The 12,411-nt window shown below is 70.5% G+C and carries 13 protein-coding genes; 4 read left to right on the top strand and 9 right to left on the bottom strand.

Annotated features, from left to right (window positions below; translation table 11 throughout):
• Window positions 1-247: 247 nt before the first annotated feature.
• The gene (locus MKL09_RS04705) at window positions 248-427 is read right to left on the bottom strand and encodes a hypothetical protein (protein WP_244018404.1); all 180 of its coding nucleotides are present in this window, start codon (window positions 425-427) and stop codon (window positions 248-250) included.
• Window positions 428-569: 142 nt separating this feature from the next.
• The gene (locus tag MKL09_RS04700) at window positions 570-1,934 is read right to left on the bottom strand and encodes an 8-oxoguanine deaminase (protein WP_244018402.1); all 1,365 of its coding nucleotides are present in this window, start codon (window positions 1,932-1,934) and stop codon (window positions 570-572) included.
• A 289-nt stretch (window positions 1,935-2,223) separates the two neighbouring features.
• Here MKL09_RS04700 and MKL09_RS04695 point away from each other — a divergent pair, with 289 nt between their 5' ends.
• Window positions 2,224-2,781: a MarR family winged helix-turn-helix transcriptional regulator gene (locus MKL09_RS04695; protein WP_409566900.1), complete on the top strand. Its 558-nt coding sequence runs from the start codon at window positions 2,224-2,226 to the stop codon at window positions 2,779-2,781.
• Window positions 2,781-3,485, top strand: a complete 705-nt coding sequence (locus MKL09_RS04690) for a response regulator (RefSeq protein WP_244018400.1) — start codon at window positions 2,781-2,783, stop codon at window positions 3,483-3,485. Before MKL09_RS04695 ends, MKL09_RS04690 begins: the two co-directional genes overlap by 1 nt.
• A gap of 9 nt (window positions 3,486-3,494) precedes the next feature.
• On the opposite strand, the gene MKL09_RS04685 is transcribed toward MKL09_RS04690, so the two are convergent.
• From MKL09_RS04685 to MKL09_RS04660, 6 genes are all read right to left on the bottom strand, one after another.
• Window positions 3,495-3,749: a hypothetical protein gene (locus MKL09_RS04685; RefSeq protein WP_244018398.1), complete on the bottom strand. Its 255-nt coding sequence runs from the start codon at window positions 3,747-3,749 to the stop codon at window positions 3,495-3,497.
• A 218-nt stretch (window positions 3,750-3,967) separates the two neighbouring features.
• Entirely contained in the window at window positions 3,968-4,792 is an 825-nt protein-coding gene (locus MKL09_RS04680) for a 2-keto-4-pentenoate hydratase (RefSeq protein ID WP_244018396.1), read from the bottom strand.
• Between the two features lie 34 nt (window positions 4,793-4,826).
• Complete coding sequence (locus MKL09_RS04675) at window positions 4,827-5,708, bottom strand: TIGR01459 family HAD-type hydrolase (RefSeq protein ID WP_244018394.1); 882 nt, start codon at window positions 5,706-5,708, stop codon at window positions 4,827-4,829.
• A 95-nt stretch (window positions 5,709-5,803) separates the two neighbouring features.
• Window positions 5,804-7,111, bottom strand: a complete 1,308-nt coding sequence (locus MKL09_RS04670; RefSeq protein WP_244018392.1) for an alpha/beta hydrolase family esterase — start codon at window positions 7,109-7,111, stop codon at window positions 5,804-5,806.
• Window positions 7,112-7,220: 109 nt separating this feature from the next.
• Complete coding sequence (dnaQ, locus tag MKL09_RS04665) at window positions 7,221-7,937, bottom strand: DNA polymerase III subunit epsilon (protein ID WP_244018390.1); 717 nt, start codon at window positions 7,935-7,937, stop codon at window positions 7,221-7,223.
• Window positions 7,938-8,087: 150 nt separating this feature from the next.
• Window positions 8,088-9,866 carry a glucan ABC transporter ATP-binding protein/ permease gene (locus MKL09_RS04660; RefSeq protein WP_244018512.1) on the bottom strand — a complete coding sequence of 593 codons (1,779 nt, stop codon included), beginning with the start codon at window positions 9,864-9,866 and terminating at the stop codon, window positions 8,088-8,090.
• Between the two features lie 281 nt (window positions 9,867-10,147).
• On the opposite strand from MKL09_RS04660, the gene MKL09_RS04655 reads away from it, so the two are divergent.
• Both MKL09_RS04655 and MKL09_RS04650 read left to right on the top strand, forming a co-directional pair.
• On the top strand, window positions 10,148-10,921 hold the full coding sequence (locus tag MKL09_RS04655; protein ID WP_244018388.1) for a motility protein A: 774 nt from the start codon (window positions 10,148-10,150) through the stop codon (window positions 10,919-10,921).
• Window position 10,922: 1 nt separating this feature from the next.
• Window positions 10,923-11,756 (top strand): flagellar motor protein MotB, encoded by an 834-nt coding sequence (locus MKL09_RS04650; RefSeq protein WP_244018386.1) that lies wholly within the window; start codon window positions 10,923-10,925, stop codon window positions 11,754-11,756.
• Between the two features lie 99 nt (window positions 11,757-11,855).
• Here the strand turns inward: MKL09_RS04650 and MKL09_RS04645 are convergent, their stop codons facing one another.
• Window positions 11,856-12,365 carry a CAP domain-containing protein gene (locus MKL09_RS04645; RefSeq protein WP_244018384.1) on the bottom strand — a complete coding sequence of 170 codons (510 nt, stop codon included), beginning with the start codon at window positions 12,363-12,365 and terminating at the stop codon, window positions 11,856-11,858.
• Between the last annotated feature and the right edge of the window lie 46 nt (window positions 12,366-12,411).

Below are 12,411 nucleotides of genomic sequence, written 5' to 3'. Positions count from 1 at the left end.
CCGCGCCGCGTTCCCTCTTCCGTTCGGGCTGCTGAATTCCGTGCCGGTGCGGCAGCACGGGTGCAGGATAAAGCGCGGGTCCCCTCTCCCGTGCGGGAGAGGGGACCCACGCCTCGTTCGGCGACGTGTGAATCCAGTCGCACCTTCTAAGAAGAAGGACTGCGTTACCGCTTCACGTCGCACGTTTTCATCTGAACCGGCTCGGTCTACTGGGAAGGCCCTCAGGACCTTGCGATAAGCAGAACCATCAGTCGAAATCGGCGCCTTGCGCGAGGTCGCGCGCGCGGGGGAAATCCACCGCCACGTCTTCGACGCCTGCCGGTTGGCCCAAGATCTCGATGATGAAGAGCGGTTCTTCAGCCGCAGCCTTCTTGGCGCGGCCGGTATCGTGTTCGAACTCTTGGTTGTTGAGGGTGGTGATCGTCATGGGCGGCTTCTCCACCTCGGCGTAGCTCCGCAGCAACGCTACGCTGGCGATTTTAAGCCTTCAAGGCTCACCGCGACTGAGCAGGGTTCCACCCTGCACCCGCAAAAGGTCCCGGACCTTTTGAATCCGAACCTTCGAGCCTTCACCCCACCCCGAACAGCTCCACGGCCAGCCGCGAATGATCCTCGCGCAAACGGCCCGTGTCGATCCCGAGCGGCTCACCGTCGATCACCCGCCAGTGCCCGGCCACCATCACCCGGTCGGCCCGGGTCGCGCCGCACAGGACCAAGGCGGCGAGCGGGTCGTGGGCGCCGGAGAAGCGCAGCTCGTCCAGGGTGAACAGGGCAAGGTCGGCCTCGCGGCCCGGCGCGATCCGGCCGATATCGGAGCGTCCCAGGCAGGCGGCCGAGCCCTCGGTGGCCCAGCGGAGCGCATCGAGATGGGTCACGGTCTCGGCGCCGTAGGTGAGCCGGTTCAGCATCAGCGCGTGGCGCACCCCCTCCATCAGGTTCGAGCTGTCGTTCGAGGCCGAGCCGTCGACGCCGAGGCCGACGGGGGAGCCCGCCGCCTCCAGCTCGCAGGTGCGGCAATGGCCCGACGCCAGCGTCATGTTCGAGGTCGGGCAATGGCACACGCCGACCCCGGCCTTGCCGAGCCGGGCGACCTCGGCATCGTTGAAGTGGATGCCGTGGGCGAGCCAGACCCGGTCGGTCATCCAGCCGACCTCCTCCAGATAATCCACCGGGCGGCAGCCGAACATCGACAGGCAGAACTGGTCCTCGTCCAGCGTCTCGCCGAGATGGGTGTGCAGGCGGCAGCCGTGCCGGGCGGCGAGATCCGCGCTCTCGCGCATCAGCCGCTTCGTCACCGCGAACGGCGAGCAAGGGGCGAGCCCGATCTGCACCATCGCCCCGGGGGCGGGGTCATGGAACAGGTTCAGCACCCGCTCGCAGTCCGAAAGAATCGTGTCGTCGTCCTGGGTCAGCGTCTCCGGAGGCAAGCCGCCGTCCCGGTCGGACAGGCTCATCGAGCCGCGAGTGATGGCGGCGCGGATCCCGAGGCTTTTGGCCTCCTCGACCTGGATGTCGACCGACTGCTCCAGCCCCTTCGGGAACAGGTAATGGTGGTCCCCCGCCGTGGTGCAGCCCGACAGCAGCAGCTCGGTATAGGCCACTCGGGTGGCGAGCCGGAACGCCTCCGGGGTGATCCGGCCCCACACCGTGTAGAGCGCCTTCAACCACGGAAACAGCGGCTTGTTGATCGCGATCGGGTGCGCCCGCGTCAGGGTCTGGAAGGCGTGGTGATGGGTGTTGACGAGGCCCGGGATGACCACGTGGCGCGAGGCGTCGAAGGTCTCGTCCACCGGGTCGGCCGGCCGGGCGCCCGCGGCGACGCGCTCGACGATGCGGCTGCCCGCCACCACGACACCGCCCCCGGCCTCCTCGGCCAGGATGGCCAGCGGATCGCGGATCCAGAGGCGGCGGGCCTGTGCGTCGGCGTCGCTCATGCTGTTCCCCTCGGGCGCTGATATCGGCCCGAACCGGTATCGGACGCGCCGTCGCCACCGGCAAGTCCCCGATCGCGGCGGCATCCCGAACGGCGGCTGCCGGATTCCGGAAAACACGATGTCGATGAGCGCCTTAGTGCCGCGCCTCGGACCCGGATCCCGGGACGAGGCGCCAAGTGTCTCGCGGGCGGGCGCCGCCGGACTTGACGCTCCCGGACGGCGCTGAGACATGTCAGCGGGACTGACCTTCTTGCCATTCGGACGGTCCCCCCGTGACACGCTGCCCCCCGTGACCTCATCGGCACACCGCGACGGCGGCGTCGCAGCCGGGTCCGCATCGGCGCCCGCGCTCCGCCGGACCGATGCCGCCGCGGCGCCGGCGCACGTCCTCCGCAGCGACGACCTGATCGAGCTGCTGTTCTTCGCCTACCGGGATTTCGTCGGCGATCCCGACCGGATCCTGGCCGCCTACGGGTTCGGCCGGGCGCATCACCGGGTGCTGCACTTCGTCGACCGCTATCCGGGACTGACCATCGCGGAGCTGCTCGACATCCTGCGGATCACCAAGCAGAGCCTCAACCGCGTGCTGAAGGACCTGATCGGCCAGGGCTACGTCGCGCAGAAGACCGGCCCGAGCGACCGGCGCCAGCGCCTGCTGTACTGCACGCCGTCCGGCGCGGAGCTGGCCGCCGACCTCACCCGGGTCCAGGCCCGCCGCCTCGCCCGGGCGCTCGCCGCCCCGGACGCGCTGGGCTCCCCGGAGGATTTTCTGATGGCGATGATCGAGCCGGACGACCGGGCGGCGGTCCGGCGCCTGATGGCCCGGCGCGGAGCCGGCGGCGCCTGATGGCCGCGCCCCGGGCCGAGCTGCCGGACGCGGCGCCGCATGTCCTGGTGGTCGATGACGACCGGCGCCTGCGCGAATTGCTCGCCCGCTACCTGACCGACCAGGGCTTTCGCGTCACCGTGGCGGCGAGTGCCGCCGAGGCCCGGGCCCGGGCCCAGAGCGTGGTGTTCGACGCGATGGTGCTCGACGTGATGATGCCCGGCGAGAACGGCTTCGACTACGCCCGCAGCGTCCGCGAGACCTCCCGGGTGCCGATCCTGATGCTCACGGCCCGGTCCAACCCCAACGACCGGGTGATGGGCCTGGAGATCGGGGCGGACGATTACCTGCCCAAGCCGTTCGAGCCCCGGGAGCTGACCCTGCGGCTCAGCAACATCATCAAGCGCGGCGTCGGCCCGCGCGAGGCGGCGGCCGAGACCGTGACCTTCGGGCCGTTCGCGTTCCGCATCGACCGGGGCGAATTGCGCCGGGACGACGCGCTGATCCGCATCACCGAGCGGGAACGCGAGATCCTGACGATCCTGGCGGTGGCCGCAGGCGCCAATGTCGAGCGCGAGCAGCTCGCCGGCCCCGGAGGAGCCGCCGCGGAACGCACCGTCGACGTGCAGATCAACCGCCTGCGCCGCAAGACCGAGGTCGATCCGGCCAACCCGGTCTTCCTGCAGACCGTGCGCGGCGTCGGCTACCGGCTGGCGGTGGATTGAGCCGGCGCGTCACACCGGGCGCGGCTCGCCGGGCTTCAGCTTGAGCCCCTTGGACACCCGGGTGGACAGGCTGCCCACGATGGCGACCGCGACCGGCGCCTCGGTGAGCGTGCGGACCGCCTGCAGCGCCGCCTCGGCATTGGGCTTCATCACCGCGTAGACCAAGGGCGCGGATTTCGGACTCGACCGGCCGCGGCCGCCGGATCGCTCGGCGGTCACCGAAACCAGGAAGGTCGTGTAGCGGCTCCGCGTGCGTCCAGGCATGGCTCAGCATGTGGCATGTCGGCTAACCATCACCAATGCCCGAAGCCGCGACCGGACACAGGTGACGACACGCGGCGCCAAGCGAAGCGCGTGCCGCGGGATGCCGACCGTCTCGCCGGGTCCCGTTCGCCCGCACCCTAAGCAGGTTTGGCAGAATTACCCTGCGGCTTTGTGTCGAAATCCGGTGACCGAACAGGATTTCCCGGCCGCCGGCGCGGTCAGGCCAGGGCGAGGTCGAGACCCGGCAGGGACAGGCCGGACAGCCGGGTCGTCCAGACCTGTCCGGAGACGACCGGCAGCGCGTCGGTCAGCGTGCCCGTGGACACGATCTCGCCGGCTGCGAGCGGAGGGCTCCCGGGATCGTTAGCCAACACATCGACCAGGTGCCCGAGGGCCGCGAGCGGGCCGCCGCCGAGCACGTTGCGGGCGCTGCCCCGGTCGGCGACCGCGCCGTCCCGGAGGAGTTCGATGGAGAAGTCCGCCAGCACGCCGATCCAGCCCTGCGCCGCATCCGGGGCGATCGGCACCCGCTCGCCCAGCACCAGCAGGCCGTGCAGCCCGAAGGCCGCCACCGTGTCGGGAGCGGCGAAGCGCCAGCCGGGAAACAGCGATTGCACCAGCTCGAACCCCTGTGCCACCCAGGCGAGGCAGCCGAGCAGGGCCGCCTCATCCATGCCGGGCTTGGGCGCCCGGGCCAGCCCGAACACGATCTCCGGCTCGATCCGCGGCTCGACCAGGGCAGTGAGCGGGACCGGCCCGGTCAAGGCGGCGCGCGCGTGCAGGGTCGTGTCGTAGACATGGCCCCAGATCGGCGCGTGGACACCGTAGGCGTCCCAGAGCGTCGTGTTGGTGAAGCCGATCTTGCGGCCCACGGGTCGCTCGCCCCTCGCCACGCGCAGGCGCCGGACCTCCCCGGCCACAAGGTAGGCGGCGGGCAGGTCCAGGCCGGCATCCCAGCCGGTCAGGGGCGCGATCTGGCGGCGATGCTCATGCGCCGCCAGGATGGTACGGGCATGGGTGGCGGCGGGGACGGGATCGGCCATCCCCGGTTGTAGCATGGCGGCCGAGGCCGACGCTCTACCAGACCAGCCGCTCGATCACCGCATCCGGATGCACGGCTTGGCGGCCGAGCCACTCGGCCACGTCGCCGAGGCGGTGATGCTCGGCTGAGACGCCGAGTTCCTCGGCGTGGATACCGCGCGCCACCAGCAGGCTGGCGATGCCGAAGCCGCTGGCGCCGGCGATATCGGTGCGGATCGCGTCGCCGATCGCCATGACCCGGCCCGGGTCGACCGGCGCGCCGCCGAGTTCGGCGCCCTTGGCCAAAGCCGCCTCGTAGACCGGGCGGTGCGGCTTGCCGGCATAGATCACGGTGCCGCCGAGCTCGGCATAGGCCGCCGCGAGCAGGCCCGCGCAGGGGATCAGCCGGTTGCCGCTCTCGACCACGAGGTCGGGATTGGCGCAGATCAGCGTCAGACGCCGGGCCGCGAGGCGTGTGAGCTCGTCGCGGTAATCGTCGGCGGTCTCGCTGCGGTCGTCGAACAGGCCGGTGCAGACCACGAGGTCGGCCTCCTCCTCCGGGACGAGGCTGAGGTCGAGGTCCTTGAAGATGCCGAGGTCGCGCTCCGGCCCGAGATGCCGGATCCGGGCGCCCGGGTGTCCGGCGATCAGCTCCCGGGTCAGGTCCCCCGAAGTCAGGATCGCGTCGTAGGCTTCGCGCGGCACCCCGAACCGGTCGAGGATGCGGCCGACGCCGTCCCCGGGCCGCGGCGCGTTCGAGACCAGGACCACCCGGCGCGGCCGCGCGCCCGGCAGGCCGCGGAACCGGATCAGCGCCTCGCCGGCCGGGACATGGGCCTTCTGGCCGTCATGCAGCACGCCCCAGACGTCGCAGAGGAGCAGGTCGTAGCTCTCCGCCACCTGCGCGAGGCCGTCGAGGGTCGGGATCGGTGCGGTCATGGATGGATCCGGTCACGGTTTCAAAAGGTCCGGGACCTTTTGCTGGTGCAGGGCAGCGCCCTGCAAGCCTCCAGGCTCGCCCCACGTCCGCCGATTTACCGCGGCCCGAGCCGGTGCTCGGCGAAGAAGTCGAGCATCGCCCGCGAGGCGTCCGGGCCGTCGGCATCGGTGTAGCTGCCCTCCGGGCGGCCGCCCGACCAGGCATGGCCGGCGCCGCGCACCCGCCAATCCTCGACCACGACCCGGCCGGTCCTGTCCCGGTAGCGGGTGCGGGTGAAGGGGTGGCCGCGGCCCTCGAAGGTCTCGGACCGGGCGGTCAGGCCGGCGACGTTGGCCTGGGACAGCACCTGGTCGGCGTTGCGCACGCTGACGGTGCCGTCCTCCTCGCCGTGGAACACGATGGTGGGGATGCGCTGCCCGGCGGACGAGGCGCCGAACGACGCCGCGGTGCCGAGACCTGGGGCGCCGAGACCCGGCGCCCCGACCTGCATGGCCATCAGCGCCGAGCCGAGATCGCGGGCGCAGCCGGCGGCAAGGCCCGAATGCACGCCCACCGCGGCGTAGAGATCCGGATAGGCCCGGGCGATGTTCAGGGCGGCCGCGCCCCCCGCCGACATGCCGGCGATGTAGACCCGGGCCGGGTCGATCGTGTGCGCCGCCATCACGGCCCGGGTGAGGCCCGCGATGATCGCCGCCTCGCCGGATTCCCGGCGCTGGTCGCGCGGCTCGTACCAGTTCCAGCAGCGCTGGACATGGGCCTGCCGGCTCTGGGCCGGGTAGACGACGAAGAAGCCCTCGCGCTCGGCCAGGGCGTTCATGCCGGTGCCGGCGGCGAAATCGTCCGGGTTCTGCATGCAGCCGTGCAGCATCACGATCAGCGGCGCCGGCTTGGCCGGATCGCCCGGGATGAACAGCTTGTAGTCGCGGCTGCCGGCCGGCTCGGCGTGGCTGAGGGCGACGAAGCGGCTCTCGCCCGGAGGTTTCCGGGGTGCCGACGGCTGCGCAGGCGCGCGGCGCGGCTGGCCGAACCCCTTCAGCACCGGCGCGAGGCCGCGCACGACCTTGCCGACCACCTTGCGGACGCGCACCGCCGGCTCGGCGATCGGGTTGCGGGCGGTCTCGGCGCGCGTCTCGCTTCGGGCCTTCGGCGGGGCTTCTCGCCGGGCGTCTCGAGGAGATTCGAGCGGAGCCTCTTGCCGGTGGAGCGGAGCCTGGGGTGCCGGCGTCTCCGCGGGCGGCGCAGCCGTGTAGCCGCCGAAGCTGCGCTGGATCAGGGCTGTCGCCTCGTCCAGGCGGCCGAGGCTGGTCAGGCGGGTGGCCTCGATCATGTCGGCGAAGGGCGAGCCGGCGGCCTGATTGCGCGCGCCGTCCTGCAGTGCCTTCAGCTTGCTGAAGGGATCCATGATGGGTGCGCGCTTGGTCACATCAGCGTCCGTGCCGCGGCCGGGATGGCGCAACGATCGGCATATGGTGCGACGCAATAGAGGCCGATGTGCGATGCGGCAAGGCCGGTCAGGCCGGGTCGTCGGCGCCGATGTAATCGGCCCAGATCGGCGCTGCACCGAGGCTCGCGCGGAAGCTGTCGTGACGGGTTCGCTCCTCATCCGTAAGGCGGCTTCGATAGGGGCGGGCGGCCACCGGAGCCGCCTGGACGACGGCCTGGACCGCCGGGCCGGCCTGCGCGTCCATGAGTCCCAGGCTGGTCTGCTTCCCACCGAGCAGCTCGACATAGACCTCGGCCAGGATCTGCGCGTCGAGGAGCGCGCCGTGCTTGGTGCGCCGGCTGGTATCGATGCCGTAGCGGTTGCACAGGGCGTCGAGATTGTTGGCCGCGCCCGGGTGCTTGCGCCTTGCCATCGGCAGGGTGTCGACCACGTCCTCCAGCCGGATCGGCGGCGGCGCGTTGGCCCCGAGCCGGGCATATTCCATGTTGAGGAAGCCGACGTCGAAGGGCGCGTTGTGGATGACCAGGCGCCCGTCGGCCAGGAAGGCCAGCAACTCGCCCACGATCCCGGCGAAGAGCGGCTTGTCGGACAGGAACGCGTCCGACAGCCCGTGGACGTTGAACGCGCCCTCGGAGACCGCCCGCTGCGGGTTGCAATAGCGGTGGAAGGTCCGCCCCGTGGGGATGTGGTTGAGCAGCTCGACCGCGCCGATCTCGATCAGCCGGTCGCCGTTGCGTGCCTCCGTGCCGGTGGTCTCGGTGTCGAGGACGATCTCACGCAGCATTTTTTGTGACTCAGAGGTCCGGAACAGGTTCGCCCCCAGGGGCCCGCCCGGTCGGACGGGGCTCCCGGGAGGCGGGTGACCGCCTACGGAAGACTTTGTCTCCCGAAAGGTTGAGACTTCCTTGGGCGCCGGCGGACCGGCGCCCGTCCCTCACGCTGCCAGGGCCAGGCGACCCTCGGTCTCGTCGGCCTCGGCGGCCATGAACTGGGCGCGGGCGAGCTCGGCGAAGCGGCCGTTCTGGGCGACCAGCGCGTCGAACGTGCCGGCCTCGACGATCCGGCCCTCGTGGAAGACCAGGATGCGGTCGGCGTTGCGGATCGTGGCGAGCCGGTGGGCGATCACGAAGGTGGTGCGCCCCTCCATGACGGCCTCAAGAGCGCCCTGGAGCTTGCGCTCGGTGGCGGCGTCCAGGGCCGAGGTCGCCTCGTCGAGGATCAGGATCGGCGGGTTCTTCAGGAGCGCCCGGGCGATCGAGAGCCTCTGGCGCTCGCCGCCGGAGAGCGACCGGCCGCGCTCGCCGATCACCGTGTCGAGCCCGTCCGGCTGGCGCGCCATGAAGGCACCGGCCTGGGCCCGCTCCAGGGCGTCGAGCATTTCGGCATCGGTGGCGTCGGGCCGGCCGACCTGAAGGTTCTCGCGGATCGAGCGGGCGAACAGCATCGGCTCCTGGAACACCACGCCGATGTTGTGGCGCAGGGACGAGAGGCCGATGTCGCGCACGTCGATGTCGTCGATCCGGATCGACCCGGAGGCCGGATCGAAGCTGCGGTGCAGGAGGCCGAGCGTCGTCGACTTGCCCGAGCCGGTGGTGCCGACCAAAGCCACGGTCTCGCCCGGACGGGCCGAGAACGAGACGCCGTCCAGCGCCTTGCGCCGGCCGTCATACGAGAAGGCGACCTCGTCGAAGGTGACCTCGCCCTCGAACCGGGCGACCTGCCGGGCATGCGGACGGTCGGCCACGGCTGGCACGGTGTCGTAGATCTCGAAGAACTCGGCGATCTTGGGCGCCTGCTGGAACAGGCCGTTGACGAAGCCGACCACATGGTCGAGGCGCGCCACGAAGGCGGTGGCCAGGCTCATGAAGGCCACGACCTCGCCCACCGTGGTGGTGCCGGCCTGGTACAGCCAGATGCCGGTGACGAAGATCGCCGTCATGGTGATGGTCGCCGAGGCGCGGGTCGCCACGTTGGCGAGCGCCCACCAGGACAGGACCGGGATCTGCGCGGCGAGCAGGTTGGTGATGATGCCGCGCATCGCGTCCTTCTCGGCCTTGGCGCGGGTGAAGGACTGGATCACCGCGACGTTGCCCAGCGCGTCGGAGGCGTGGGCGGCGAGGCCGGAATTGAACGCCTCGACCTGACCCTGGAGGGTCTCGGTCCGGCGCATCACGAAGGTGGTGAGCGCCGTGAAGGCCAGCACCAGCACGACCAGGATCGAGCCGAGCTGCCAGTTGATGAACAGGGTCATCGGCAGGAGCACGACCAGGGAGACCAGGGCGACGAGGTGGTCGCGGAAGAAGCCGAGCCACAGCCAGGCCATGCCGTTGGTGCCCTCCAGCATCGCCTTCAGGACCCGGCCGGAATGGTTGGCCGAGTGGAAGGCGAGCGGCAGGTCGAGCACGTGCTCGAAATAGCTCGCCATCGAGGACAGGCGGTTGCGGTGGGCCAGCCGGTCGGCGTGGAGCGCGATGAACACCCCCGCCGCGATGGTGAAGAAGCCGAACGCCACCCAAGCCGCCAGCAGGGGCAGCATGGTGGTCATGGCGTTGCCGCCGCGCTTGAGGTGGGTGAGCTGATCGATGATCCGGCCCATGAGCAGCGGCTCGGCGAACGCCGCGATCGCCAGCACGACGTTGGTGGCAGCCAGACCGATGGCCAGCCGCCGTTCCGCCTTCAGGAAACCCAGGACCCGCCCGTACAGACGAACCATCACGACAGCTCCGACACCCCCGGCGCGGCCCGTGTGTCCGGGTCTCGCGCTACTTCTTAAGGTCCTTGCGGCGGGCGGATCTCGCTGATCCCGCCGCCAAACCCCTCACACGACACGGCTTATGCCGGGGCGCGCCTGAACGGGCGATGACGGCCCTCGACAGGGTCGAAGCCATCGCCTTTACGGTTCATTCAGCAAGATTTCCTACCGCTGTGAATAACCCGGCCGCAAGCGACCGCTGGGACCGCTTTTTTACGATTTCGCATCGGGCGCCCAGAGCCATGGATCTCGCAACCGCACTCGGCCTCCTCTCGGGCCTCGGCGTCGTGGTCGGGCTGATCATCCTCGATGGCGGCCATTTCGGGGCCTACGCGTCGGAGCACGCGGTGGTCGTGGTGTTCGGCGGCGCCACCGCGGCGACGATGATCCGCTTCCCGTTCTCGGTGATCGTGCACGGCCTGCCGATGGGCCTGCGCTTCGCCTTCATGATGCGCTCGGTGAAGCCGCAGGAGCTGATCGAGGAGATCACCAAGCTCGCCGACGTGGTCCGCAAGTCCGGCCCGATGGCGCTGGAGAACATGGAAATCTCCGACCCGTTCCTGGCTCAAGGAGCCCGCTACATCGCCGACGGCTACGACCGGGACTTCATCCGCGACACGATGGAGCGGGACCGCGACAACTTCCTGATGCATCTCGACGAGGGCTCGAAGGTCTACCGGGCCTACGGCGACTGCGCCCCGGCCTGGGGCATGATCGGCACGATCCTCGGCATGGTGGCGATGTTCGCCAACATGTCCGACCCGTCGAAGCTCGGCCCCGCCATGGCGACCGCCCTGCTCGCCACGCTGTACGGCGCCGTGATCGCCAACCTGATCACCCTGCCGCTCGCCGACAAGCTGCACGTCAAGCTCGAGGAGGAGGACGTCTCCCGCTCCCTGATCATCGACGGCATCCTGATGATCCGCGACCAGAAGAGCCCGACGCTGGTGCGCGAGATGCTGGTCGCCTACCTGCCGCACAACCATCGCGAAGCGCTGATGGAATCGGCCGCCTGATATGGCCAGACGGAAGCGCGGCGCCGCGCATGGCGGCCACGGCTGGTTCGTGACCTTCGCCGACCTGATGGCGCTCCTGATGAGCTTCTTCGTGATGGTCGCGGCCTATTCGACGCAGGACCAGAAGAAAATGCAGGTGGTCGCCGGCTCGATGCGCGACGCCTTCGGGGTGAACAAGGAATCGAAGTTCGCCGGCATCCTCGAATCCGAGGGCCTGCCGGCCGCCGACCACGTGAAGTACCTGCGCAATATCCCGCCCGAGACGGCCACCGACCGGACGACGCCGCCCCGGCGCGACCAGAGCAGCGAATTCGGCCTGACCGAGACCGGCGAGCCGGACAATTTCGGCCTCGCGGCGGCCTCCCTGCGGCAGGCGCTGCAGGACATGCCGGACATCGCCGAACTGTCGAAGAACGTCGTGATCGTCCGGTCCGAGCAGGGCCTCGACCTGTCGATCGTCGACCAGGACGGGCGCTCGATGTTCCCGGACGGCTCGACCCGCCCGAACGAGCGCACCCGGCGCCTGCTGGAGAAGCTCGCCCCGACCCTGCGCCAGATGCCGAACCGCATCGCCGTCACGGGCTTCACCGCCACCGAAAGGCCGGGCCAGCGCCCATCCGCGCCCCCCTGGGAGCTGTCGGCCGGCCGGGCGATCAGCGTGCGGGAGCTTCTGGCCGGCTCGGGGCTGCCGGACGACCGGTTCGCCTCGGTCTCCGGCAAGGCCGACACCGAGCCGATGTTTCCCGACAACCCCTACCTCGCGGCCAACCGCCGGGTGACGGTGACGCTGATGAAGGAGGCCCCCCCGGTGCCGAACGTGAAGGGCCTGCCGTAGGGCGATCCATCGCGGACAGTCATGGTCTCAAAAGGTCCGAGACCTTTTGCGGGTGCAGGGCAGAGCCCTGCGAACCTGTCTTTCAGCTGGCGCCGCGCTCTACTTGGCGGTGAGCAGCGCCCAGTAGACCTTGTACTTCGAGCCCGGCGCGTAGGCGGTCGCGATCCCCATCCGGGTCGCCCGCGGATCGAGCATCGTGGCCTCGTGCGGGGCGCTCTCGCGCCAGCCGGAGAAGGCCTCGGCCAGGGTGTGGTAGCCGGCCGACAGGTTGGCGTTCACGTCGGCGTAGCCGAGCCGACCGACTGCGGCCTTCACGGTCTGCGCCTTGCTCGGCCGGTCGGCCAGCGCCATCGCGGCGGCCTCGGCCTCGGCCAGCCGCTGCAGGTCGGGATCCACCGTGAGCGGCCCGGCGCCGCGGTTGCGGCGATAGGACGAGATCATGTCCCGGGCGGCATCGGTGTCGATATGGGCGTTCTGGCTGGCCAGCGGCAGGTAGATGCTCGGCAGGGCCGCATTGGTCGGCGCCTCGGTGGCGCAGGCGCCGAGCAGCGCCAGCGCCGGGAGGCCGGCCGCCGCGAGCAGGCCTCGTCTCAGGTTGCGTCCGCCCACGTTTCCAGATCCACGCTCCCGCATCCGGCTCGGACGCTCGGGCGAT

Source organism: Methylobacterium sp. J-048, from assembly GCF_022829515.1.
Lineage (GTDB): Bacteria > Pseudomonadota > Alphaproteobacteria > Rhizobiales > Beijerinckiaceae > Methylobacterium.
This window is presented reverse-complemented; position numbering and strand designations above follow the sequence as displayed.